General features: G+C 49.4%; 17 protein-coding genes. 13 read left to right on the top strand and 4 right to left on the bottom strand.

Annotation, left to right across the window (positions count from 1 at the left end):
* Positions 1-359: 359 nt before the first annotated feature.
* From AWU77_RS03020 to AWU77_RS02960, 13 genes are all read left to right on the top strand, one after another.
* Complete coding sequence (locus tag AWU77_RS03020) at positions 360-2,822, top strand: patatin-like phospholipase family protein (protein WP_062059082.1); 2,463 nt, start codon at positions 360-362, stop codon at positions 2,820-2,822.
* Between the two features lie 317 nt (positions 2,823-3,139).
* Positions 3,140-3,358, top strand: a complete 219-nt coding sequence (locus AWU77_RS03015) for a hypothetical protein (protein WP_062059079.1) — start codon at positions 3,140-3,142, stop codon at positions 3,356-3,358.
* A 204-nt stretch (positions 3,359-3,562) separates the two neighbouring features.
* Positions 3,563-3,943, top strand: coding sequence for a hypothetical protein (locus AWU77_RS03010; protein WP_062059076.1), 381 nt, complete (start codon positions 3,563-3,565; stop codon positions 3,941-3,943).
* A 71-nt stretch (positions 3,944-4,014) separates the two neighbouring features.
* Entirely contained in the window at positions 4,015-5,010 is a 996-nt protein-coding gene (locus AWU77_RS03005; RefSeq protein WP_084617963.1) for a DUF692 family multinuclear iron-containing protein, read from the top strand.
* Positions 4,997-5,614 (top strand): hypothetical protein, encoded by a 618-nt coding sequence (locus AWU77_RS03000; protein WP_062059073.1) that lies wholly within the window; start codon positions 4,997-4,999, stop codon positions 5,612-5,614. Before AWU77_RS03005 ends, AWU77_RS03000 begins: the two co-directional genes overlap by 14 nt.
* Positions 5,615-5,709: 95 nt before the next feature.
* A complete protein-coding gene (locus AWU77_RS02995) occupies positions 5,710-6,597 on the top strand; it encodes a transporter substrate-binding domain-containing protein (protein ID WP_062059070.1) in 888 nt (295 codons plus the stop codon).
* Between the two features lie 186 nt (positions 6,598-6,783).
* Complete coding sequence (locus AWU77_RS02990; protein WP_062059066.1) at positions 6,784-7,938, top strand: MdtA/MuxA family multidrug efflux RND transporter periplasmic adaptor subunit; 1,155 nt, start codon at positions 6,784-6,786, stop codon at positions 7,936-7,938.
* Between the two features lie 155 nt (positions 7,939-8,093).
* Entirely contained in the window at positions 8,094-11,168 is a 3,075-nt protein-coding gene (locus tag AWU77_RS02985) for a multidrug efflux RND transporter permease subunit (RefSeq protein ID WP_062059063.1), read from the top strand.
* Between the two features lie 159 nt (positions 11,169-11,327).
* Complete coding sequence (locus AWU77_RS02980) at positions 11,328-14,426, top strand: efflux RND transporter permease subunit (RefSeq protein ID WP_062059060.1); 3,099 nt, start codon at positions 11,328-11,330, stop codon at positions 14,424-14,426.
* Between the two features lie 103 nt (positions 14,427-14,529).
* Positions 14,530-15,177, top strand: coding sequence for a hypothetical protein (locus AWU77_RS02975; protein WP_062059057.1), 648 nt, complete (start codon positions 14,530-14,532; stop codon positions 15,175-15,177).
* A 274-nt stretch (positions 15,178-15,451) separates the two neighbouring features.
* A complete protein-coding gene (locus AWU77_RS02970; protein ID WP_062059054.1) occupies positions 15,452-17,314 on the top strand; it encodes a glycoside hydrolase family 2 protein in 1,863 nt (620 codons plus the stop codon).
* Between the two features lie 321 nt (positions 17,315-17,635).
* On the top strand, positions 17,636-20,452 hold the full coding sequence (locus tag AWU77_RS02965) for an EAL domain-containing protein (protein WP_062059051.1): 2,817 nt from the start codon (positions 17,636-17,638) through the stop codon (positions 20,450-20,452).
* A 94-nt stretch (positions 20,453-20,546) separates the two neighbouring features.
* Entirely contained in the window at positions 20,547-21,257 is a 711-nt protein-coding gene (locus AWU77_RS02960; RefSeq protein WP_062059048.1) for a FadR/GntR family transcriptional regulator, read from the top strand.
* A gap of 92 nt (positions 21,258-21,349) precedes the next feature.
* Here AWU77_RS02960 and AWU77_RS02955 read toward each other — a convergent pair whose 3' ends face one another.
* The 4 genes from AWU77_RS02955 to AWU77_RS20645 form a co-directional block, all read right to left on the bottom strand.
* Positions 21,350-21,757: a GNAT family N-acetyltransferase gene (locus tag AWU77_RS02955; protein WP_062059045.1), complete on the bottom strand. Its 408-nt coding sequence runs from the start codon at positions 21,755-21,757 to the stop codon at positions 21,350-21,352.
* Positions 21,758-21,877: 120 nt separating this feature from the next.
* The gene (locus AWU77_RS02950; RefSeq protein ID WP_062059042.1) at positions 21,878-22,567 is read right to left on the bottom strand and encodes a lysozyme inhibitor LprI family protein; all 690 of its coding nucleotides are present in this window, start codon (positions 22,565-22,567) and stop codon (positions 21,878-21,880) included.
* A 139-nt stretch (positions 22,568-22,706) separates the two neighbouring features.
* The gene (locus AWU77_RS02945; protein WP_062059039.1) at positions 22,707-23,135 is read right to left on the bottom strand and encodes a lysozyme inhibitor LprI family protein; all 429 of its coding nucleotides are present in this window, start codon (positions 23,133-23,135) and stop codon (positions 22,707-22,709) included.
* A gap of 16 nt (positions 23,136-23,151) precedes the next feature.
* Positions 23,152-23,333, bottom strand: a 182-nt coding sequence (locus tag AWU77_RS20645; protein WP_238582291.1) for a hypothetical protein, incomplete at its 5' end; no start/stop codon positions are given.

Here is a 23,333-nt window from a genome sequence, read left to right as displayed (position 1 = left end):
TGAGCAAGGTAGAAGGAGTGTCACCTGCATTAATCGAAAGAGCAGGAGTAGGAAGCCACTACCTAAACTCGGCGCGCCAGTCTTCGACTCTACCGTTTTGCGAAGTTCGGCGGCCTGCTCCGCGAGGCACGCCCTACTTTTTTGGCCGAACGCGGATAGAGCTATTGCTAAAAATATGTCGAAATAATTATAAAACCGCGAATGATCGGTGTAGCACCTAAGCCAATAATTGCTGCACCATTTTAGCCCCACGCCCCTTCTAGACTTGTATGCCAACTCCATATCGCATAAGGTCGCGGCTTTAAATTATTTTACAGCTTAAACAATAATGCCTTAAATAATAAAAAGGATATTCCACCATGAACGAACCCCTAAAGACTGAAATATTCCAGGAGGAAGTATTCCCGCAGGAGCTTGAGGAAATCACCCGGCGCCGGGCTAATTGCCCAGCTGGACAAGACACCAATCCCTTACACAATAGTTTTACTACCCAGAATAATCTGGTGGGCTTAGCCTGCTCCGGCGGGGGTATTCGCTCTGCGTCGTTTTGTTTGGGGGTTATTCAACACCTGATCTGCCACAAACTGCTTTCCAAAATTGATTACCTGTCTACCGTGTCGGGCGGTGGTTATATTGGCAGTTGCGTTAGCGCGCTAGCTAAAGATGATGCCGATAACCTCAAACTGCTCACCGATAAAAATGGCCGCCATGAGCCAGATGCACTCAACCACATTCGCAATTACAGCGAATATTTGCGCGCAGGCGGTTTTATGCGCGGGCTGCGCATTCCGATTTTATTTGTTGAGGGTGTATTGCGCAGTATTCTGACTTTTTTCCCGATGGTCATACTCGCGGTATTTATCACCGAATTGTTTTTGGAAGTGGTTGGCCGCTTCAGCGCCGAGATTCAATTTTTCTTCCCGCTGTTGATGGGCATTATTCCACTGCTGGCCGGTTTTATTCTGCGGCCAATTATTAAAGACCGGCTGGGCTGGCTGGGGCGCGACCGGGCGGACGAGCGGTTTGTGATTTACACCGTGATTGCACTGGCGGCGATTTTATCTATTCCACTGTTACATTTTTTGCGCAATGTGGTTGGCTACAATGCCACTACTTTATTTGCCGACTTCAAAACATTGACCAGCAACAACGCCAATAGTATCGCGATTACTGCCGCAGTATTGCTCGCAGCATTTGTCTTGGGTTACATCAAACTGCGTGCGAAGCTAATCCTGATTCTCAGCAGTTTATTTGCACCCGTACTATTAGTATTGATGTACCTGTTCTTTTGTATTCAGGCAGTAAACTCACCCTACAGCTATGACCTGAGCGACAACACCCGCACAGTGCTGGATGTAAAACACACAAGTGATGCATCGCAACTGCTCAATTTCTATGAAACGATTAATACCACACCGATTAATGGCGCAAAACCTGCCGCATTCGATGCAACTGTCGCGCAACAATTGCACGACTACCTTGTGCCCATGCTGAACAAAAAATATATCGATACTACAAGTTGCGCAGTAACCAGCTATGCCGACGAGAAAATTCATTTTGAATGCCCCGCATTGCACGAAAGCAGCTGGTTAACTACAGAAAATAACGCAACTATCGATGTCGCTATAGTCGATGAGCTGAGCATGGGTTTTATGCTGCGCAGCCTGGGCGCTCAGCAACTGGCAGAGTCATTAAATTTAAGGCCTAGCCGTAAAATGCTGAGTGTGAACCAACTGCAAATTTCGCGCGGTTATGCGGAGTGGTGGATTTATTTACTGGGGCTAGTGGTCTGGCTGTATAACTTTTTTTGCGTAAGTATTAACCGCTTTTCGCTGCACCCATTTTATCGTGACCGTTTGAGCCGCACATTTTTAATCACTCCAAAAGACGGCAAACTCGCTCATCTTGATCAGTTAAAAATGAGCGAACTCAATGGCAATAAAAGCAGTGCGCCCTACCATTTAATTAACACCACCTTAAATTTACAGGGCAGCGCCAATCCGCAATTGCGCTCGCGTCGCTCCATGCCGTTTATTTTGAGCAAGCGCTATTGCGGCAGCGACTTTACCGGCTACGCGCCCACCACCGCAGTAGAAGCGACCGATAAACATTTTAACTTTGCTACCGCTATGGCAATTTCTGCCGCAGCTGTGTCGCCCAATATGGGCGTAGGCACGATTAACCCGCTGCGTTTTTTATTAACCCTGCTCAATATGCGTTTGAATTATTGGCTGCCCAACCCAGGCAAATTCAGCAAAGTAAAAGACAAATACAATTTTCGTTTTAGACCGCCCGGCCTGCCTTACCTGATCCGCGAAGCTTGCGGCACTGCTAGCGAAAAAACCGCTTATATCAATTGTTCAGATGGTGGGCATTTGGAAAACCTGGGTGTTTATGAATTGCTCAAACGGCAATGCAAAACCATTATCTGTATTGATGCAGAAGCCGACCCGACCCTGAGCTTTGCAGGTTTAATTACTCTGCAGCGCTACGCGGCGATTGATTTTGGCATCAATATAAAATTGGATGTAGCCGCAATACGCCCGGTGAATGGCATATCAACCAGCAATTTTGCCGAGGGCATTATTGAATATAGTAACGGGGAAGTGGGGCGCCTGCTGTATTTAAAATTATCCTTTACTGGCAAAGAACCTGAGTACTTGCACTATTACAAAAGTGCCAATCCGCTCTACCCTCACGAAGCGACGAGCGACCAATACTTTGATGAAACACAATTTGAAGTCTATCGCGCACTGGGTAATTTTGTGGCGCACTCAGCGGCAGAGAATTTAAAAACCTTGCTGAGCTCAACTGACGACTAACAATCAAACACTCCACACAAGAGAGCGCTGTTAATCACTGCTTTCCGCCAAGCGTTGATGTGTTCAGGCACATTGGCGCTAGCGGCAGGCAACATATATCTTTCTGTATTGATTGAGCGTAGCCTAGGACGAGAGACTTTTCGCTTTCTGACCTGTGAACCTCATCACTCGCCACCACCAGCATTCACAACTTATATAACGTTAATGGGCTTATTTTTGTTTTCGTTACTGGCACGCAAAGTAGATCACCATTTCATGCGATAGATTTATTTCTACGCCGATACCTTTTTACGCCTCGTTATTGTTAGGTTAAGAACATGAATGTCACCAAAATCATTGCCATAACACTGCTTAGCATAGGTGCAGCCAGTTTGTTTTATGCGGGTATGACTTATACCGGCGAGGCAGATACTGGCGCCGCCACATCGCTACAAATACGAATGATGCAAGAACAAAAAATTAATATTCCTATCACCCTTGGAATTGGTTGCCTGCTTTTTGGCAGCCTGCTCTTTACACTCCGCAACAAACTTTAGATCACTAAAAAAATATCTTTAAACGGTTTTATTTATATAGGGCACAAAATCAGTAGAAAAGGTGAAAAAATCACAAATATCCCGCTCTTATGTCACTGGATTTTTTTGTTTGTAGGCAGATGATTGTCTCTGGGTAGCAAATCTTTTCGCGCATGCGATGGGATTTCGCCCAAATCAATTCATTTATCTTTAAGGAGAAAGACCATGTCTGACAATCAATCTATAGAACCCCAAACTGAAGATTCCACTGCCAAAGAGCGTCGCGATTTTTTGCGCAACTCAGTATTGGCTGCCGGTGCCGTTGCTACTTTTGCGGTTGCTGAATCTGCCAGCGCCCAAACCTGTTATGACGCTGCGGGCAATATTGTAAAAGCCACCAGTGCCAGCACACCGCAGGTTATTGATGTTGCATTTAATACTAGCGATTTGGTGCTGGACGATTTATACAGTGTGATCAAACAATTGGGCAAATTAACCGGTTGTTTGAACTGCGGTTTTAACGGTTTTGATTTGCGTTTCCGCATCAATCCCGTTATTCGGTTGGACACTCGCATTCCCGCCGCCGCCACGCTGATGCCACGCTAAACGCTGTACACGCCGATGGTTGTACATTGCGCACCATCGGCGTTTTAATTGCAACGGAACGGGAGAGGGATATGCTGCCGCAAGCGACTGCACACCCAGTCAATTTTTCTGCACCCAAGTTAGGCGTAGGCATTAATTACCACTGGGATCTGCACCATTTGATTCAACAAAATCTCGGGCTGATTGATTATATTGAAGTAAGCCCGGATATTTTTTGTGAAGAAATTTTAACGGGACAAGAGCGCCGTTTTCATTTGGACGGAAAAAAATTACAGGATGCGCTGACACTGGCACAGAGCTGCCCGGTGATTGTTCATGGCCTGGGGCTTTCAATTGGTTCCGCCAGCGGTTGGAATAGCGATTACTTGGCATTGATCGACCAATATGCGCAGCGGCAATCATTTTTATGGCACAGCGAACACCTGGGTTTTACCCTCGCCAAAAATCAGGACGGTTCGGAAAATCACGCAGGGTTGCTCTTGCCTATGCCATTTACTCAAGAGGCGCTAGATCTGCTCTGCCCGCGCATCAATCACCTTTGCAAACGCTATGCGGTGCCATTTCTAATTGAAAACACCACCTATTATTTGCCGCAATATAGCAACACAGCAGAGAGCAATATCACGGTATGGGACGAGATTGATTTTTTAAATCAGTTGCTGACGCATACGGAATGTGGATTGTTGCTCGATTTGTATAACTTTTATTGCAATGCCGTTAATTTTGGCTTTGATCCCTACGCTGCGTTGGCGCGCTTGCAACTGGAGCGGGTGATAGAAATTCATGTGGCCGGCGGCGTAACCCACGAGGGGTTTTTATTGGATGTACATAGCAGCGAAGTGCCTGAACCCGTATGGCAATTGCTGGAATGGTTACTGCCCAAACTGCCCAATCTGCGGGCGATTACCTATGAAGTGCTGGAACAGGCATTATATGTCATGGGAGAAGAAAAAATTATCGCGCAAATTGCGCAGTGTAAATCCTTGTGGGCGAAATATTTGCACCTGATGGCAAACTCATCATCCCGGCAACAAAACAGTGGAGCGCAACATCATGTCGCTGCTTGATGTGCAACGTAGCCTGGTGGGTTTTGCGCGCGGCTCACAAACCGAATATCTGGCCTGCACCCAGCTCAGCGAGAGCGAAGATGCCTGGTTAAAAAGCCTGTTGCAATCACCGGGTTTAATGGTCACCCAACAAATTCAACAGTGGTGGCGACTCAGCCGAATTTGTTTGGCCGCACCTATGACCATTGCACTACTGAAACGCGACGGCATGGAAGAGTTAATTGTTGAGTACATAGCCACAGAACCAGTGCGCAGTTTATTTTTTGCCGCAGAGTTGGAACAGTTTAAAACCTATTTACACAGCCATGTATTGGTAAACAACCTCGCCAAAACCTTAGTGGCATTTGAGTCGGGCTTAAAAAACACTTATCAAGCCAGCGCGGCCAACAGCCTGCAAACAAGCGGCGACGCTACCGCGCTCAGCTGCATTTATCAGCTCCACTTTAAGCGCGATCCGATAAAACTATTTAGCGCACTACTAAGCGGCGCCCCGCTGCCCGCTGAAGATGGCAATTATTATGTGACGCTAGACCCAAAACTACCGCAACACTGGTGCGTAACTACCCAAGCACCGGCCATCTATTTGGCTGAACCGCAGATTTAACCTAGACTAACCAAACAATTCATGAACGCTGCAGCAAAGCGATAAAATGTTTTACTGCAGAGCTGCCGCTTTCTTCATTTGTTTGGATTTTATTGATGCGCCGATTTCTACGGATACTGCTGCCACTGGCACTCTCGCTAAACGCGAATGCCCAGGTAGAACCTGCAGTAACCAAAGCGCTAGTAGTAAGCCACAAGCTGCCCGAATTCGGCGACCTAAAACGCAAGACGTTTGACCGGCAAATTATTCAACTCGCACTGGAAAAAACTCAAGGCAAAACCGGCGCATTTGAAATGGTGCCCATCAACGTAATTTCTCGCACTCATGCCATCGCTGCATTAAATCAAAATATGTATGAAAATTTTGTCATGGCATTGAGCTATGAGGATGTGCTGCTGGAGACGGGCAACCTGATTTATATCCCTTTTCCAGTCGAGCTGGGCGCACTCAGTTATCGCATTTGTTATGCCAATGAGCGCTTAAAAAACACCATCCAAGATATTGATCAGTTGGAAAAGCTAAAGCAGCACAAACTAGGCGTTGGCGAAGGCTGGTTAGACGCAAAAATTATGCAGCAGGCAGGCTTGCAAATCGTAACCGGTAGCAACATCACCAGTTTATTTCGCATGACCCAAGCCGGGCGCGCCGACATTTTTTGCCCTAGCCCCACTGAATATTTCCATGAGCTGGCAGTGGAAAAACAAACTGATCTGCAGCTGGATAATAAACTCGCGCTTTACTACCCACTGCCAAAATTTTTGTTTGCGCACAAAAGCAACCAAGCCCTGCTGGATCGCATCCAACAGGGGATTGAGATCGCTTATAAGGATGGCTCTTATATCAAACTCTGGCGCAGTGTGTACGTCAGAGATTTACAACGCGCAAAACTGAATGAGCGGCATTTAATCAAGTTGGATAATCCTTTTATTGGCACCCTACCGGATGACTACAAGCATTATCTGTTTGACCCACTGAATCTTTAATTATCTTCCTTCAAAAAACCCCATTTAGCCTGTCTCTGTAACCAAACGTCGGGAAATGTAAAAACCGTTGCGGGCTTATTCCTTGCATACTAGCCTCAAGGCTTAATGCGCCAAGTTTCATCATGCCGGGTTATAAACGGCGGTCTAAGAAAACTGCGCCAACTCAATCAACCGATGGATGTCTTCATGCTTGCTCCTTTTAATCGACTGTCGCGCGGCCAGCGCTGGTTAGCGGCTATCGCTCTTGTTGTGGTGTTATTACTGTTATGGTTTTTTGGTTTCCGTGAGGCGACCGATAAACGCCCGCCGCCCTCCAACCCCTGGATGGGGCCAACACCGGTGCATGTGGTGGGCGTTACCCAGGAAGATTTAAAGGTACATATCAAAGCCATTGGCAGTGTAGTGCCGCTCAATACAGTGACGGTGCGCAGCCGGGTAGATGGCCAATTACTGCGGGTGCTATTTGATGAGGGGCAAGAGGTAAAAGCGGGCGATCTGCTCGCCGAAATTGACCCAGCCACTTACAAGGTTCGCCTCGCGCAGGCTGAGGGCACCTTGCAGCAAACTCGCGCGCAACTTAAAAACGCCGAGGAAGATTTGCGCCTCTACGAGCAACTGCTCACTAAAAACTCCATCGCCAAACAGCAGTTCGATAAACAGCAAGCACTGGTCGAACAATGGCGCGGCACCTTGAAAAATCACAGCGCCCAGCTGGATGACGCCCGCTTACAGCTGTCTTATACCCGCATTACCGCGCCTATTAACGGCCGCTTAGGTTTGCGCCGAGTCGATGTGGGCAATCTGGTGAAAACCGGCGATAGCGAAGGTTTGGTCACCATCACCCAAACCCAACCCATTGCGGTGAGTTTTACCATTCCGGAAAACCAGTTAATGGCAGTGCGCGATGCCTATGCTGCGGCACAAACAGGCAAAACCCAGCTGAGCGTAGAAGCGTGGGATCGCAGCGAGCAGCAGCAATTGGCCAGTGGTGCGCTCACCACCCTCGACAATAAAATCGATACCGCCACCGGTACCCTGCGCCTCAAAGCCGAGTTTGATAACAGCGACGACCGCCTCTTTCCCAATCAATTTGTGAATGCGCGTTTACATCTGCAAACGCTCGATGGCGCCCTTACCATTCCCGCCGATGCAGTGCAATACGGCTCCAAAGGCACCTATGTGTACACAGTGATTGACGGTAAAGCGCAGATGCGCCCGATTAAAGTGGGCGCACTGGAAGGCGACCGGATTGCGGTGCTGGATGGGCTTAAAGCCGGTGAACAAGTGGTGCTGGAAGGTATTGATCGATTGTGGCCGGGTAAAGATGTGAAGGTGATGTAGGTTGGCGGTGAGCTTGCGAACCCCAACGGGAACATTTCGCCGCCAAAGATAAAAATCGGTTTGTACACCTTGGCTTATGGCCGTTGATGCCAGATGGACATGTTGGGGTTCGTTCCTCACCCCAACCTACAAAGCACCTTGATTGAGGTTAGTTAATGAGTTTGTCCCACCCTTTTATCCTCCGCCCTGTTGCCACTTCACTGGTGATGCTAGCGGTTTTGCTCGCCGGTATTCTGAGTTATCGCCTGCTGCCGGTCGCGGCCTTGCCGCAGGTGGATTATCCGATTATCCAGGTATTTACCTTTAACCCGGGCGCCAGCCCCGATGTAATGGCGCGCACCATCACCGCACCACTGGAGCGCAGCCTCGGGCAGATCCCCGGCTTGAAGCAGATGTCGTCTACCAGCTCTACCGGCGCCTCCATCATCACCCTGCAATTTTCGCTGGAGGTGGATTTGGGTGTGGCCGAGCAAGAGGTGCAATCCGCCCTCAACAGTGCCGATAACCTGTTGCCTAACGATCTGCCCACGCCGCCGATTTACCGCAAAGTAAACCCCGCCGATGCGCCGATCATGACCCTTGCGGTCACCTCGGCCAGCCTGCCACTGCCGGAAGTGTACGATCTGGTTAACTCGCGCATGGCGCAGAAGCTGGCGCAATTACCCGGCGTGGGCATGGTGACCCTCGCGGGCGGCCAGCGCCCGGCAATCCGCATCAAGGTCAACCCTCACGCGCTGGCCAGTACCCAGTTGAGCCTGGAGCAGGTGCGCAACGCCATAGTCACCGCCAACACCAATCAACCCAAGGGCAGTTTTGATGGCGAATACCGCTCGACCATGCTCGATGCCAATGACCAGATGCGCTCGGTGCAGGAATACCGCGATTTGCTTATTAGCTGGAAGGATGACTCGCCGCTGCGGTTAGGCGATTTGGCGACTGTAGAAAACGGCGCGGAAGATCGCTTTCTCGCCGCCTGGGCAAACGAGCAGCCGGCGGTGTTAATTAACATTCAGCGCCAGCCCGGCGCCAATGTGATCGATGTAGCGGACAGCATTCAAGCGCTATTGCCCAAGCTCACCGTCACCATGCCAGCGGCGGTCAATGTCGCGGTGCTGACCGACCGCACCCACAGCATCCGCGCCTCTATCCGCGACGTGCAAAAAGAACTGATCTTTGCGATCTGTTTGGTGGTCGCCGTAACCCTGGTATTCCTGCGCTCGGTGCCCGCCACTATTATCCCCAGCCTCGCGGTGCCCCTGTCGCTCATCGGCACCTTTGCGGCCATGTATTTTCTGGATTTTTCGATCAACAACCTGACCTTGATGGCACTCACCATCGCCACCGGCTTTGTGGTGGACGATGCGATCGTCATGCTGGAAAACATCGCCCGCCACCGCGAGCAGGGCGAGTCGCCAATGAATGCGGCACTTAAAGGCGCGGGTGAAATTGGCTTTACTCTGGTCTCGCTCACTGTATCGCTGATCGCGGTACTGATTCCGCTGCTGTTTATGGGCGATTTAGTCGGGCGCTTGTTTCAGGAATTTGCGATCACCCTCGCGGTGGCGATTGGTATATCGCTGCTGGTCTCGCTCACCCTCACCCCCATGATGTGTGCGCGCATGCTCAAAACTGCGCCGCAACATGGCAGCGAGCCGGACTTTTTAGAGCGGGTAATCGCCCGTTACGGGCGCGGGTTGGACAAGGTGCTAGAGCATCAAACCGCCGCCATGCTGGTGATGATCGGCACCGTAGTGCTCACGGCCGGATTGTATCTCGCCGTGCCCAAAGGCTTTTTCCCGATTCAGGACAGCGGTGTGATTCAAGCTGTGACCGAAGCGCCGCAGGACATCTCCTTCAGCGCCATGGCGGAAAAACAGCAGCAGCTGGCCGAACTGATTCTGCAAGATGAAAACGTTGCCAGTCTCTCCTCGTTTATCGGCGTAGATGGCAGCAATATCACGCTTAATTCAGGCCGTTTGCTGATTAACCTCAAGGATCACCAAACCCGGGATGCCAGTGCCAGCGAGATCATCGGGCAACTTAAAGAGCGCATCGCGGGTATCGCCGGTATTACCGCCTGGTTCCAGCCGGTGCAGGAATTGAGTATCGAAGACCGTGTCAGCCGCACCCAATACCAGTTCAGCCTCACCACCCCCGACGCGGATCTGCTCGACCAGTGGACACCGCGCCTGTTGGAGCGCCTGCGGCAGGAACCGGCGCTCGCGGATGTTGCCGCCGACCTGCAAAGCCGTGGCCTGCAAGCCTATGTAGAGATAGACCGGGACGCCGCCGCGCGTTTGGGCGTGAAGGTGAGCGATATAGCCAACGCTCTGCAAACTGCCTATGGCCAACGCCAGATTGCCACGCTGTTTACCCAAGCCAACCAATACCGTGTGGTGTTGGAGGTAGACCCGGACTACGCCCAGGGCATAGCGGCACTGCAAAACACGTATATAGCCACCAGCAGCGGGCAACCGGTGCTGCTGTCAACTCTTGCGACGATCACGCAATGGCCAGCGCCGCTGCTGATCAATCACCAGAGCCAGTTTCCCTCCACGACTATCTCCTTCAATCTGGCGGGCGATGCCTCACTCGGCGCGGCAATTGAGGCGATAGAAGCCGTACAAGCGGAAATGGATCTACCCGCCTCGGTTGAGCTGCGCTTTCAGGGTGCCGCCGAAGCCTTCCGCGCCTCGCTCAGCAATACCCTCTGGTTGGTGTTGGCGGCGATTGTGACCATGTACATAGTGCTGGGGGTTTTGTACGAGAGTTTTATCCACCCGGTGACCATTCTCTCCACCCTGCCCTCGGCTACCGTAGGCGCCTTGCTTGCCTTGTTAATCACCGGCCAACCGCTGGATTTGATCGCCGTGATCGGCGTGGTACTGCTGATCGGGCTGGTGAAAAAGAACGGCATTATGATGGTGGACTTCGCCCTCGACGCCCAGCGCACCCTCGGCCTGTCCCCGCGCGAGGCAATTCATCGCGCCGCGTTAATGCGCTTTCGCCCGATTCTGATGACCACCCTCGCCGCTTTGTTTGGCGCCATCCCCCTGATGCTCGCCAGCGGCTCCGGCGCCGAATTGCGCCAGCCGTTGGGTTTAGTGATGGTGGGCGGATTATTGGTCAGCCAGGTGCTGACCCTGTTCACCACACCGGTGGTGTATTTGTTTTTTGATCGTTGGGTAAGCAAAGCCCCAACTCACAATTCCATTCCGGAGGAAGCGTAGGTTGTGGCGGGGCGCGTAGCCTGAGGAACGAACCCCAACATGACCATCTCGCCACGCCAACCAATAACCAAATGGAGCTTTGAACAGGGTTTCGGTGCAGATGGGTAAATGGTCGTGTTGGGGTTCGTTCCTCACCGCCAACCTACCTGAGATCATCTTATGAACATGGCAGAACCATTTATCAAACGCCCCGTTGCTTCATCGCTGCTGGCGACAGCGATTGTGCTGCTTGGCCTATTGGCCTGGCGCATGCTGCCGGTTGCGCCCTTGCCGCAGGTGGATTTCCCGGCGGTGCAGATTTTTGCCCAGCTGCCCGGTGCCAGTCCTGAAAGTATGGCGGCGACTGTAGCGACGCCGCTGGAGCGCGCCCTCGGCAGCATTCCCGGCGTAACCGCGATCAACTCCAACTCGACTCAAGGCTCCACCTTTATCTGGGTGGAATTTACCCTCGACCGGGATTTGAATTCCGCCGCGCGCGATGTACAAGCCGCGCTCAATACCGCCCGCGGCCAATTGCCCGCCGGCATGCCGGGCAACCCCAGCTATCGCAAAATCAGCCCTTCACAGGCGCCGATTATGGCGCTCGCACTCAGCTCGCCCAACCTCTCGCCCAGCGCACTCTATGACGCAGCTTCCACCATTCTGGCGCAGAAGCTGGCGCAGATTCACGGGGTTGGCCAAGTAGGTATAGACGGCGCCTCGCTGCCTGCGGTGCGTATTCAACTCAACCCCAACGCACTGGCCAGCTACAAAATTGCGCTCGATGAAGTGCGCAACGCGATCAGCAACGCCAATGTGCTGCGCCCGCTTGGCATTCTGGAAGAAGACGATACCCGCTGGCAGGTGCGCACCAATGAGAGCTTGCGCACCGCTGCCGACTACCAATCACTCATCATCCGCTACGCCGAAGACGGTGCGGTGGTGCGTTTGCAAGATGTCGCCACCGTCAGTGATTCGGTTGAAAACCGCTATACCGATGGTTTCCATAACCAAAGCTCGGCCGTGACACTCACTGTGAGCCGTCAGACGGGCGCCAACATTGTAGAAACTATCGACGCCATTAACGCGCAACTTCCCGCCCTGCGCGCACTTATGCCCGCCGACACCCAACTCAAAGTGGTGATGGATCGCTCCCCCGGTATTCGTGCTACGCTCAAAGAAGCGCAAATCACCCTGATGTTATCGGTACTGTTAGTGGTCGGTGTGGTGTGGATGTTCCTTGGCAGCGCACGCAGCGCATTGATCCCCAGCCTTGCAATTCCGGTGGCGATCATTGGCTCCTTTTCGGTTATGTACCTGTATGGGTTTTCGCTCAACAACCTCTCGCTGATGGCGTTGATTGTCGCTGCGGGTTTGGTGGTGGACGATGCGATCGTGGTGCTGGAAAACATCAAGCGCCATATAGAGCGCGGCACTCCGCCGTTTCAAGCGGCAATTCAAGGCACCCGCGAAGTCGGCTTCACCCTGTTGGCGATGAATATCACCCTGGTGGTGGTATTTGTGTCGATTTTGTTGATGGGCGGTGTGGTCGAAAAACTGTTCCGCGAATTTTCCATTACGCTGGCAGCGGCGATGATTATTTCGCTCGCGGTATCGCTCAGCCTCACACCGGCGCTCTGCGCGCAACTGCTCAAAAGCGAACCCAGGAAAGAACACGCACCCGGTGTTTTCGATGACATCAAACAGGCCTATGCCATCGCTCTGGGCTGGGCGCTGCGCCACAGCCGGATCGTGATGCTGATCCTCGCCGGGGTGATCGGCCTGAATATCTACCTCTATGTCGCCATCCCCAAAACCATGCTGCCCGAGCAGGACACCGGCCAAATGACCGGTTGGATTCGCGGCGACGACGGTTTCTCATTCAAGTTGATGCAGCCCAAAATCCAGCAATTCCGCCAACTGCTCTTATCCGACCCTGCGGTGGAAGATGTGTTTGGTGCAAGCGGCGGCGGCAATGGCGTGAGCAATGCCTGGATGCGCATCAGCCTCAAACCCATGGCCGAGCGCGGCGTGTCGGTCAATGAAGTGGTGGACAGATTGCGCCGCCAAATGCCCAGTATTCCCGGCGCTATGCTAATGATCGGGCCGGATCAAGACATCCGCCTATCATCGCCCTTTAGCCGCAGCGAACAGGAATTAATGCTGCTATCGGATGATTTAAAACTGCTGCACAGCTGGGCTGCCAAAATCACCACTGCCATGCAAGATATGCCCGAGCTGACCGAAGTCGATGGCGTCAAAGAGGAAGGCACGCAACAGGTGGTGCTCACCATCGACCGCGAAGCCGCCCAGCGGCTGGGCGTAAATATGAACATGGTGGCGGGCATGCTCAACAACTCCTTCTCCCAGCGGCAAGTCTCGACTATGTACGATGAGATGAACCAATATCGTGTGGTGATGGAATTGGCACCGGGTTTTACCGCCAGCCCTGCCGTGCTTGAGCAACTGCAGGTAATTACCTGGGATGGCAAGCGGGTGCCGCTCTCGGCCTTTGCCAGTTTTGGCTACGGCCTCGCTGAAGATCGCATCCGCCACAGCAACCAGTTTGCCTCCGAGAGCATTGGCTACGGCGTCGCAGAAAACTTTACTGAAGAACAGGCGCGCACCGCTATTGAAGAAAAAGTCGCCGAGTTGATGGTGCCCAATAAAGTCTATCTCGCCCCCGCAGGTAGCACCCGCCCCGGCTGGGGGCCGAGCACACCCGGTATGGCGCAAGACCCGGCAGTGCTGATTGCCTGTGTACTGCTCGCGGTTTATTTGATTTTAGGGATTTTGTACGAGAGCACGATTCATCCGCTGACGATTTTATCCACCCTGCCCTCGGCAGGTATCGGCGCACTGCTCGCGCTGCGCCTGAGCGATACACCGTTCAGTTTGATCGCCATGCTCGGCCTGTTTTTATTGATCGGTATAGTGATGAAAAACGCGATTCTGATGATCGATTTTGCACTGGAGCTGGAGCGCAAAGAAGGCCTGTCATCGCGCGATTCCATTTTCCAAGCTGCACTGCTGCGCCTGCGCCCGATCATGATGACCAACCTCGCCGGACTGCTCGGCGCGGTGCCGCTGATCCTCGGATTTAACGAAGGCTCGGAGCTGCGCACGCCGCTCGGCATCACCATTATCGGCGGCCTCGCCGTCAGCCAATTGCTCACCCTGTTCACTACTCCAGTGGTGTATTTGTATATGGAGAAAGTGCGCAATTGGGGTTTGAATAAAAAAGCAGAGCAGAACAACCTGAATCGCGCTGAAAATTAACAACCGTACAGATCGCAGTTCAGATTGCCTATTGCGAGTCCGCTGATTAAGATGCCGGTTCGTAGAATGGCTACGATAATAAATAATTTCCAGGAGTCGGAAAATGATTAAACATTTACTTTGTGTATTCGCAATTTGCGCCCTCACCACCGGTTGCGCTACAAAATCATTAAAAGTCACTGCCCCTGCAGTAACAGCACCCGCACAAACAATTGCCACCGTTAAAATTGACACTGTTAATGACTTGCGCAAATTTGTCCGCGCACCACAAGATCCATCACTGCCATCGATTGAAGGCGATACTATCGATGACAAAACCATCACCGACAAAGCCATTGGTCGTATGCGCCATGGCATGTTCCATAATGCATTATGGAATTACAGCCTCAAGGATAAAGAAACGATTTACTCTGTGTGCGAGCGTATTGCGTCCAACAGTTTAACCGCAGCAGGCTATCGTGTAGTTGATAAATCCAGCCCGGATTATGCCTCCGCAACACCAGTAACGGTTGATGTACTGCAATTCTGGATTTGGATGCAACCCAAGTTCAATATTGATTTGAATTACGATGGTGAACTCGCCTTAGCATCTACCGATAAAACGATTAATGCTTCCGCAAAAGCCAGTAATTTGGTTAGCACCGCCATGGCGAGCGGTGGAGTTTGGGAAAAAACCGTTGATGGTGGCATCGCAAAACTGCAAGCCAACTTGACCGAAGAGCTAATTAAAAATAGCGCGAATAAAAAATAGTATCAGTGTGTGATTGTATAAAAATCGTAAGCAAGAGCCACCGGTAACCTGATTACCGGTGGTTCCTTCCCACCGCCCCCTCAAACACCCGCAACGACAACTAAAGTTAACAATTTTTTACCCCCAACCACACACCAGCCTAACGATAAATCCCGCCGAAGTAGACTAGAATCCCAAGCGAACTACCCATTCCTGACAATCAGCTCGCACAGACGAGCGACAACCATTGATAACACCAATAACACAAGTCACTCGACAACAAGAGAACACCACCATGAAAGGATCAATAACTCGCTGGCTCTGTGCCAGTTTGCTTGTACTTTGCCCGGGGATTTCACCCCTCACATTTGCCGCCGATTTACCTTTGCAGGCCTACACACGCTACGCCACTCCTCTTAGCGGCGAATGGAAAATCATTGTCGACCCCTACGAAAACGGTTATTACAACTACCGCTATGAACCCTTTGACCAGCAGGAAAAACCCTCGGTTAATGCATTTTTTACCGATTCAAAACCAAAGCTTCCCTCTGATTTGATTGAATACGATTTTGATAAGGCAGCCAGTTTGCAAGTACCGGGCGATTGGAATACACAGCAAGAAAAACTCTATTACTACGAAGGCAGTGTCTGGTATCGCAAAACATTTGCGGCGCCTGCGGCGAAAAAAACGGATCGCCAATTTATTTATTTCGGCGCAGTAAATTATCGCGCCGATGTTTACTTGAATGGTAAAAAACTGGGTGTGCATATTGGCGGCTTTACCCCATTCCATTACGAAGTAACCGGAAAATTAAAAGCGCAAGGCAACTCGCTGATTGTCAAAGTAGACAACAAACGTCACGCCGATGCCGTGCCTACACTCAACACGGACTGGTGGAATTACGGCGGTATTACCCGCGAGGTAAAACTGTTAAATGTGCCGCACACCTTTATTCGCGATTACCGCTTAGCGCTCACATCGCTAGCGCAAAAAACTGTTTCTGGTTCAGTGATGCTGGATGGGGCAAAGGGCGGCGAAAAAATTCAATTGCGCCTACCTGAATTAAATATCAAACAAACACTCAAGGCCGATAAAAATGGTAAGGCAAATTTTTCCTTTACAGTGCCCAATGCGCAATTGTGGTCACCAGAAAACCCAAAACTCTACGCAGTTACAATCAGCAGTGGCAAAGATACACTGACAGATACGGTTGGGCTGCGCAGCATCAGCACCCAAGGCAAGCAATTATTACTAAACGGCAAACCTATTTTCCTGCGCGGCATTTCAGTGCATGAAGAATATTCTGCTACAGGTGGTGGTCGAGTTAAAAACGCCAAAGAAGCGCAAACCTTGTTGAGCTGGGCGAAAGAATTGAATGCAAATTTTGTCCGCCTCGCCCACTACCCGCACAACGAAGATATGGTGCGCCTCGCCGATCAAATGGGTTTATTGGTCTGGTCAGAAATTCCGGTGTACTGGACGATCAATTGGAAAAACGAAGCCACTTATCAAAATGCCGAAGCACAATTAAGTGCGATGATTGAGCGCGATAAAAACCGCGCGGCGGTGATTATTTGGTCGCTCGCCAATGAAACGCCGGTGTCGGATGCGCGCAATCAATTTCTCGGTCGCCTTGCAAAAAAAGCGCGAGAGCTGGATAACACGCGTCTGTTAAGTGCAGCGATGGAAAAACACTATCGCAGCGACAACTCCAACATCGCCGTGGTGGAAGATCCACTGGCCGAGATTGTCGATATGGTGAGCTTTAATCAATACATCGGCTGGTACGATGGTCTGCCTGAAAAGGCAGATAAAGTGACCTGGGAAATCAACTACAACAAACCGGTGTTTATTAGCGAGTTTGGCGGCGGCGCTAAAAAAGGCTATCACGGTGATACAAACACGATTTTCACCGAAGAGTTTCAGGCGCACCTCTACCAAAAGAGTTTGACCATGATTGATAAAATAGACGGTTTTGTTGGCACCTCGCCCTGGATTCTCGCCGACTTCCGCTCGCCTCGCCGCCTGCTTAATGGCATTCAAGACGACTACAATCGCAAAGGGCTTTACTCAGAAAAAGGCGAACCCAAAAAAGCATTTTTTGTATTAAAAGACTTTTACGATAAAAAACAAAAATCCACTCAGGCCAATCAATAACATCAAAACACCATGGCTCACTCATGCGGTAGTGAGCCATACAACACTTTTTTATTACACTCTATTACATCTAAATCCACATAACTCTGTTGAATCGTTATTATCCCTTGGAAAACAGCGATTAATAGCGATAAAAACTTATCTGCTTATGAGTTAAAAAGCGCAATTGCACTGCGGCGAAATCATTTGGTTCTAATAGATGCCAAGGTCAGTGATTGTTAATTTCTATCGCTTCGACAGCTCGCCATTGCACTGCTATATTTTTTAACATTCAACGTGCGCACGCACGGGAGAGGTTCACAGAAGGATTGGTTAAGGTATATGGCATCCAAACCACTATTTGATAGCGCGGAGTTTTATCGCCGGGCACAGGCGCAATTGCAACAACAGGCGGCACGCACCCAGCCCATATTGGAATTAACCCCACTACAAATTGCCGAGCGCGAGTTGCAAGTCTATCGTCTGGCGCTGGATTTGCAGCGCGACGAATTACAGCAACTGCAGCAACAGATGGATGAGCTTAATCACCAAGAACTTACGCAACTGGAAGCCCTGCGCACTAGTGCGCGGATTTTGGAAGCATCGCAATGTATCGCCAAGGTTGGCGGAGTGGAAATGGATGTTGCCAAGCGCAGCATCTACTGGACGGACGAAACCTATCGCATTCACGATACCACCCCCGAAGAATATACCCCCGCTCTCGATGAAGGATTTAGCCTCTATTTACCCGGTTCGCGCGAGCGTATTGCGCAGGCCTTGCGGCACGCCATGACAACCGGCGAAGTGTTTGATATTGAAGTGGAGAAATACACCTTTAAAGGCAGAAAAATTGATGTACGCACCACCTGCACCGCACAAATGGAAAACGGCAAGGTGGTGCGTTTAACTGGAATATTTCAAGATATTAGCGAGCGCAAACAAGCCGAACGCCGCCACCAACATCACAATCGTATTTTGGAAATGTTATTAGCCAAGGTTCCGCTACAGGAAATTCTTGTGCAATTGACAATGGATATTGAAACGCTATTACCGGGCAGTTTTTGTAGCATCATGCTAGTGGACAACGACGAAAAACATTTGCGCCACGCAGCGGCCTATGGTCTGCCCGATTTTTTTATCAACGCCATTGATAATTTACCCATAGGCGAAGGCATGGGCGTATGTGGCAGCGCAGCGTTTTTTTGCCATAGAGTAGTGATTGTGGATGTGCATTCACACCCATGGACCAAAAGTTTTAGCAAAATTGCAGCGCGCGCCAATATTAATTCCTGCTGGTCACAGCCTATTTTTTCCGCGCAAGGAACAGTGCTGGGCACCTTTGCGCTCTATCATCACCACAACCGCAACCCCTCCGATGCCGAAACTCATTTAATTGAAGGTGAGGCGCGTCTGACCTCACTGGCAATTGAACAATCCTATGCTGAATCGCGTTTACATTTGGCAGCCAGCGTTTTTACCCATGCCAACGAAGGCATCTTAATTACCGATGCGCAAGGCAATATTATTGAGACCAACGAAATTTTTAGCCAAATTACCGGCTATAGCCGCGATGAAGTGCTCGGTCAAAATCCGCGCCTATTGCAATCCGGGCGGCACAGTGCAGATTTTTATACATCACTCTGGAGCGATTTAATTAACAAAGGGGACTGGCACGGTGAAATCTGGAACAAGCGCAAAAACGGTGAAATTTTTGCCGCTTTAATGACCATCAGCGCCGTGCGGGATATCCACGGCATTGCGCAAAATTATGTGAACTTATTTACCGACATCACACCACTTAAAGAGCATCAACACCAACTGGAATACATCGCCCACTACGACGCCCTCACCGGTTTACCTAATCGCGTACTTCTGGCTGATCGCTTAAAACAGGCGATTGCGCGCTGTCATCGCAATGAGAAATCGCTCGCGGTGGTGTATCTCGATTTGGATGGATTTAAAGCAGTCAACGACCAACACGGTCATGACATGGGCGATCAACTTTTAGTAAATATTGCACACAGACTCAAAGAGGTATTGCGCGAAGGCGACACACTGGCGCGCATTGGCGGCGATGAATTTATTGCCATCATGGCGGATTTAGAAGGCCCCAACGACCATAGAACCGTATTAAATCGTTTATTGGATGTTGCCGCAGAACCGATTCTGCTCGAGCAACAATTGTTACGTGTATCGGCTAGCATCGGCGCCACCATTTATCCGCAAGATAATGCCGATGCCGACCAACTGTTGCGCCATGCAGATCAAGCCATGTATATCGCCAAACAAGCAGGAAAAAATTGTTATCACCTGTTTGATGTGGCCAAAGACATAGCCACCAAACATCACCGCGAATCTATTGAACATATTCGCGCAGCGCTGGATAAAAAAGAATTTGTGCTCTTCTATCAACCCAAGGTCAATATGCGCACGGGTGAAATTATTGGTGCTGAGGCGCTGGTGCGCTGGCAACACCCCGAGCGCGGCATCCTATCACCTGCCGCATTTTTACCGGTGATTGAAGATCACCCGCTCAGCATTGAACTCGGCGATTGGGTCATAGACACCGCGCTACAACAAATTTCACATTGGCAGGCACAAGGCTTAAACATGCCGGTGAGCGTAAATGTAGGTGCACAACAGTTACAACAACCAAAATTTGCCGAGCGCCTCGCGCAACAACTTGCGCAGCACCCTGACGTTGCCGCCGATTTTTTAGAACTGGAAATTGTGGAAACCAGTGCACTGAAAGATATAGCCGAAGTCGCCGAATTAATGCGCGAATGCCGCGCGCTGGGGGTTCATTTTGCAGTAGATGATTTTGGTACAGGCTATTCGTCGCTCACCTATTTAAAACGCCTGCCGGCGGGACTATTAAAAATTGATCAAACCTTTGTGCGCGATATGCTGGACGACCCGGATGATCTGGAAATCGTAAAAGGCATTATCGGTCTAGCCAATGCATTTCACCGCAAGGTTATCGCCGAAGGTGTAGAAACTATCGCACACGGTGAGCTATTGATTCCGCTCGGCTGCGAGCTCGCTCAAGGTTACGGCATAGCTCGCCCAATGCCAGCGGCAGACCTACCCGAATGGGCGGCGAATTGGCAGCCTCACACCCGCTGGACAGCAGCGCAACCAGCGCACGCCGCACATTAAATCCTATTTATAAACGCTAATTCTCAGATTGTATTATTAACAATAAATCGTTACCCTTCGTTCATCTTTTTGCCTCTTTTGGACGACAATAACGATGGCCATTCTTGATCGCAACTTCAACCTCTCACAGCGCATGGTGCAAGAACTGGGGCGCACAATTATTTGTGGCGAATTCGCCGATGACAGCCTGCCTACTGAAGCAGAACTTTGCGAAAAATTTGGCGTGAGCCGCAGCGCAGTGCGCGAAGCGGTAAAAATGTTATCCGCCAAAGGTTTGATTACCAGCAAACCGCGTCAAGGCATTCGCATCCAACCCGAAGATCAATGGAATATTTTTGACCCGGATTTACTGCGCTGGACGCTGGAAAGCCGCCCCACCCTCAAAGTGCTCAAAGAATTTTTACAAGTGCGCATCGCCATCGAACCCGAAGCCGCATCACTCGCTGCCCGCTACGCCGACGATAAAAAAATCGAAGTAATTGAACACGCGCTGGAACGCATGCGCAAAGCAGAAGAAAACAGTAAGGAAGATCTGGAAGCCGATATCGCATTTCACATCAGCATTTTATACGCAAGCAACAACCGTTTTTATATTCGCCTGCGCGATTTTATTTCCACCGCCCTGCGCGTCAGCATTAGCCACACCAGCCCCATCAAAGGCAACCACGAAGGTATAATAGAAGACCACGCAAAAGTCTTTAACGCGATTAAAAACCGCAACCCCGAACGCGCCAAACAATCCATGCTGGCATTGATCGATGAAGCATTGAATTTTATCGAAGACGCCATTGCCGCTGAAAAATAATTTTCTTGTTTTCAAGAAATTCGCAAAAACAAAAAAGCCCAAGTTGTGAATACAGCCTGGGCTTTTTATTAACAGTGCATCGCTACGAATAATTAATGTTCTGTGCCTGCATAAATCCACATAGGTTCCGTTCTTCCTGCACGGACAAAACCTACGGCTTTATAGAATTCAATAGCTTCACCATCAGCTGTCAACATTTGCTGATGGAAATTGCCATAAATTGAATTTAAGGACAAAACCATTCTTTTGCCTATACCTTTCCTCTGGTATTCGGGATGCACAAGCATATGAGGGTAATATACAACCAAATATCCATCAGAGATGGCATTAGCTATACCAACAAGTACACCAGAAACTCTAGCAGTAACAAGCGAATGTGAATTTCTTAGCGCCGCCAATAATTGTTCTGGCTTTTCGGCAGAAGACCAATTATTAGCTCGATAGAGCTTAATGACTTCGCGATCTTCGATAGAGCCATTTACTTCAATTTCAATGTCCATGATTTACTTTCCACTTGATGATGGCAATTTTTAACGCCACGGTGCGGAACAATTGCGAGTGGCAAGCAAACTAAATATGCGGTGCGGGTATTGATTTTTTACCACAGTCGCTTGTTAAATTTAGTTGAAATGGGTTCTTGCTTTAATTTTATCATTCTTGTCATACTCGATTACATCGAGGTAATTGCTCAATCCTGAGATCAAAGTTAACCTCAAATACTTTAAATCATTATTGCATGCGTGATCTTCAAGTTTAATCTTGAATGATTTATATGTAGATGAATCGTTACGATTTAACTTGTCTGGCTCTATGTCCGTATAGCTCTTACCAACTTCTTTGGAAATTAGTTGATAGTTAACTTTGCACCCTCCAGAGCTGCCATTTCTACCGCCGTTAGACCAAAAAATAGAATCTTTATCAATTATAATTTCACCGTATATTGATTCTGAATAGCGATCACCGCCTACATATTTTCTATATAGGAAAAAATCATCTATATTTTTTTCGTCCTCCAGCCACCGGGAGACAACCTGAATTCTTTCAACGTATTTATCCATAATACATTTTTCAGATTGGCAGCGATTTCTTTCCTTAAGCCATTGCTTTTGTTTTTCGATTAGAAATCCATTATCTAGGGATTTATCGTTAACCTCATAGTATATTTTTGCTAACTCATCATCTTTTTTTGATATTTCCGAATCTGAACAAATTAATTTTTCAATTTTCGATTTTGCTAAATCACAATTAAAGCTAGCAGAAAGTGACTCATTAGATGAAAACAAAAAAATAACTAAAATAAATACCTTCATTGTACTTATACCTTATAATTTAACGTTCGGTTCAGCCGCAGTTTGTAAGCGCGAAGCGCTGGAGCGATGCTGCAACCGCTTGTTCGAAATATACATAGCATGAAAATTAAATAATTCGCAATTGAATTGCCAATTAGACTTAATTACTTATTTTTTCTTCTCTTTCAAATGGTTTTGAATTTCTAGGCTGGCAATATAATTGTTCTCGACAATTTAGTTCAGTTAGTTCTTTTATTCGAACCTTTGTATGATTGAATATGCACTCTTCTTTTTGATACATAGCAATAGAACCACCTTGTGTAAACCCAAAGCTGCAATGTACGTCTACATATTTTTGCCAAAAATCTTGAGAACCCTTAACATTTTTCACAAAATCATTGCTTAATACCGTTTCATCGATATCAACTAAAATATTTTTCATAGCGACAGACTGCTTTTTATTATACATTTCATAGCAGCCAGCTATATCCAACATGGCCAACATCTCTGCGCACTCATCACCTGGCTCCTTCGCAAAACCAAGAGAGAACCAAACCAATAGAATAATCAGACACACACTCTTCTTCACAGATACACTCTCCTTTCTAACGAAGTTCAGCGGCAGTTTTTCTGTTGCGCTTTTGTGTTATATACAATGAGCACCGCGAATGCAAAAGCGCAACAGAAAAACTCTGATCCCCTCCGCCAACTTCGGACAGTTCACTAACATACATTTCTTGCCTCAAAGCGCTCTGGGCTAATAAAGCCAATAGCGCTGTGACGGCGG

The sequence above is a fragment of the Cellvibrio sp. OA-2007 genome, assembly GCF_000953825.1.
In the GTDB taxonomy this organism is placed as follows: Bacteria; Pseudomonadota; Gammaproteobacteria; order Pseudomonadales; family Cellvibrionaceae; genus Cellvibrio.
Note: the sequence above shows the minus strand (reverse complement) of the source record. Positions and strands in the feature narration are given on the sequence as shown.

What these genes read in the sequence shown, in the direction of transcription:
- AWU77_RS03000 (WP_062059073.1), top strand. Translation starts at nt 4,997, where the DNA reads ATGTCGCTGCTTGATGTGCAACGTAGCCTGGTGGGTTTTGCGCGCGGC.
- AWU77_RS02990 (WP_062059066.1), top strand. Translation starts at nt 6,784, where the DNA reads ATGCTTGCTCCTTTTAATCGACTGTCGCGCGGCCAGCGCTGGTTAGCG.
- AWU77_RS03020 (WP_062059082.1), top strand. Translation starts at nt 360, where the DNA reads ATGAACGAACCCCTAAAGACTGAAATATTCCAGGAGGAAGTATTCCCG.
- AWU77_RS02960 (WP_062059048.1), top strand. Translation starts at nt 20,547, where the DNA reads ATGGCCATTCTTGATCGCAACTTCAACCTCTCACAGCGCATGGTGCAA.
- AWU77_RS02975 (WP_062059057.1), top strand. Translation starts at nt 14,530, where the DNA reads ATGATTAAACATTTACTTTGTGTATTCGCAATTTGCGCCCTCACCACC.
- AWU77_RS03005 (WP_084617963.1), top strand. Translation starts at nt 4,015, where the DNA reads ATGCTGCCGCAAGCGACTGCACACCCAGTCAATTTTTCTGCACCCAAG.
- AWU77_RS02955 (WP_062059045.1), bottom strand. Translation starts at nt 21,757, where the DNA reads ATGGACATTGAAATTGAAGTAAATGGCTCTATCGAAGATCGCGAAGTC.
- AWU77_RS03010 (WP_062059076.1), top strand. Translation starts at nt 3,563, where the DNA reads ATGTCTGACAATCAATCTATAGAACCCCAAACTGAAGATTCCACTGCC.
- AWU77_RS02965 (WP_062059051.1), top strand. Translation starts at nt 17,636, where the DNA reads ATGGCATCCAAACCACTATTTGATAGCGCGGAGTTTTATCGCCGGGCA.
- AWU77_RS03015 (WP_062059079.1), top strand. Translation starts at nt 3,140, where the DNA reads ATGAATGTCACCAAAATCATTGCCATAACACTGCTTAGCATAGGTGCA.
- AWU77_RS02995 (WP_062059070.1), top strand. Translation starts at nt 5,710, where the DNA reads ATGCGCCGATTTCTACGGATACTGCTGCCACTGGCACTCTCGCTAAAC.
- AWU77_RS02985 (WP_062059063.1), top strand. Translation starts at nt 8,094, where the DNA reads ATGAGTTTGTCCCACCCTTTTATCCTCCGCCCTGTTGCCACTTCACTG.
- AWU77_RS02970 (WP_062059054.1), top strand. Translation starts at nt 15,452, where the DNA reads ATGAAAGGATCAATAACTCGCTGGCTCTGTGCCAGTTTGCTTGTACTT.
- AWU77_RS02980 (WP_062059060.1), top strand. Translation starts at nt 11,328, where the DNA reads ATGAACATGGCAGAACCATTTATCAAACGCCCCGTTGCTTCATCGCTG.
- AWU77_RS02950 (WP_062059042.1), bottom strand. Translation starts at nt 22,567, where the DNA reads ATGAAGGTATTTATTTTAGTTATTTTTTTGTTTTCATCTAATGAGTCA.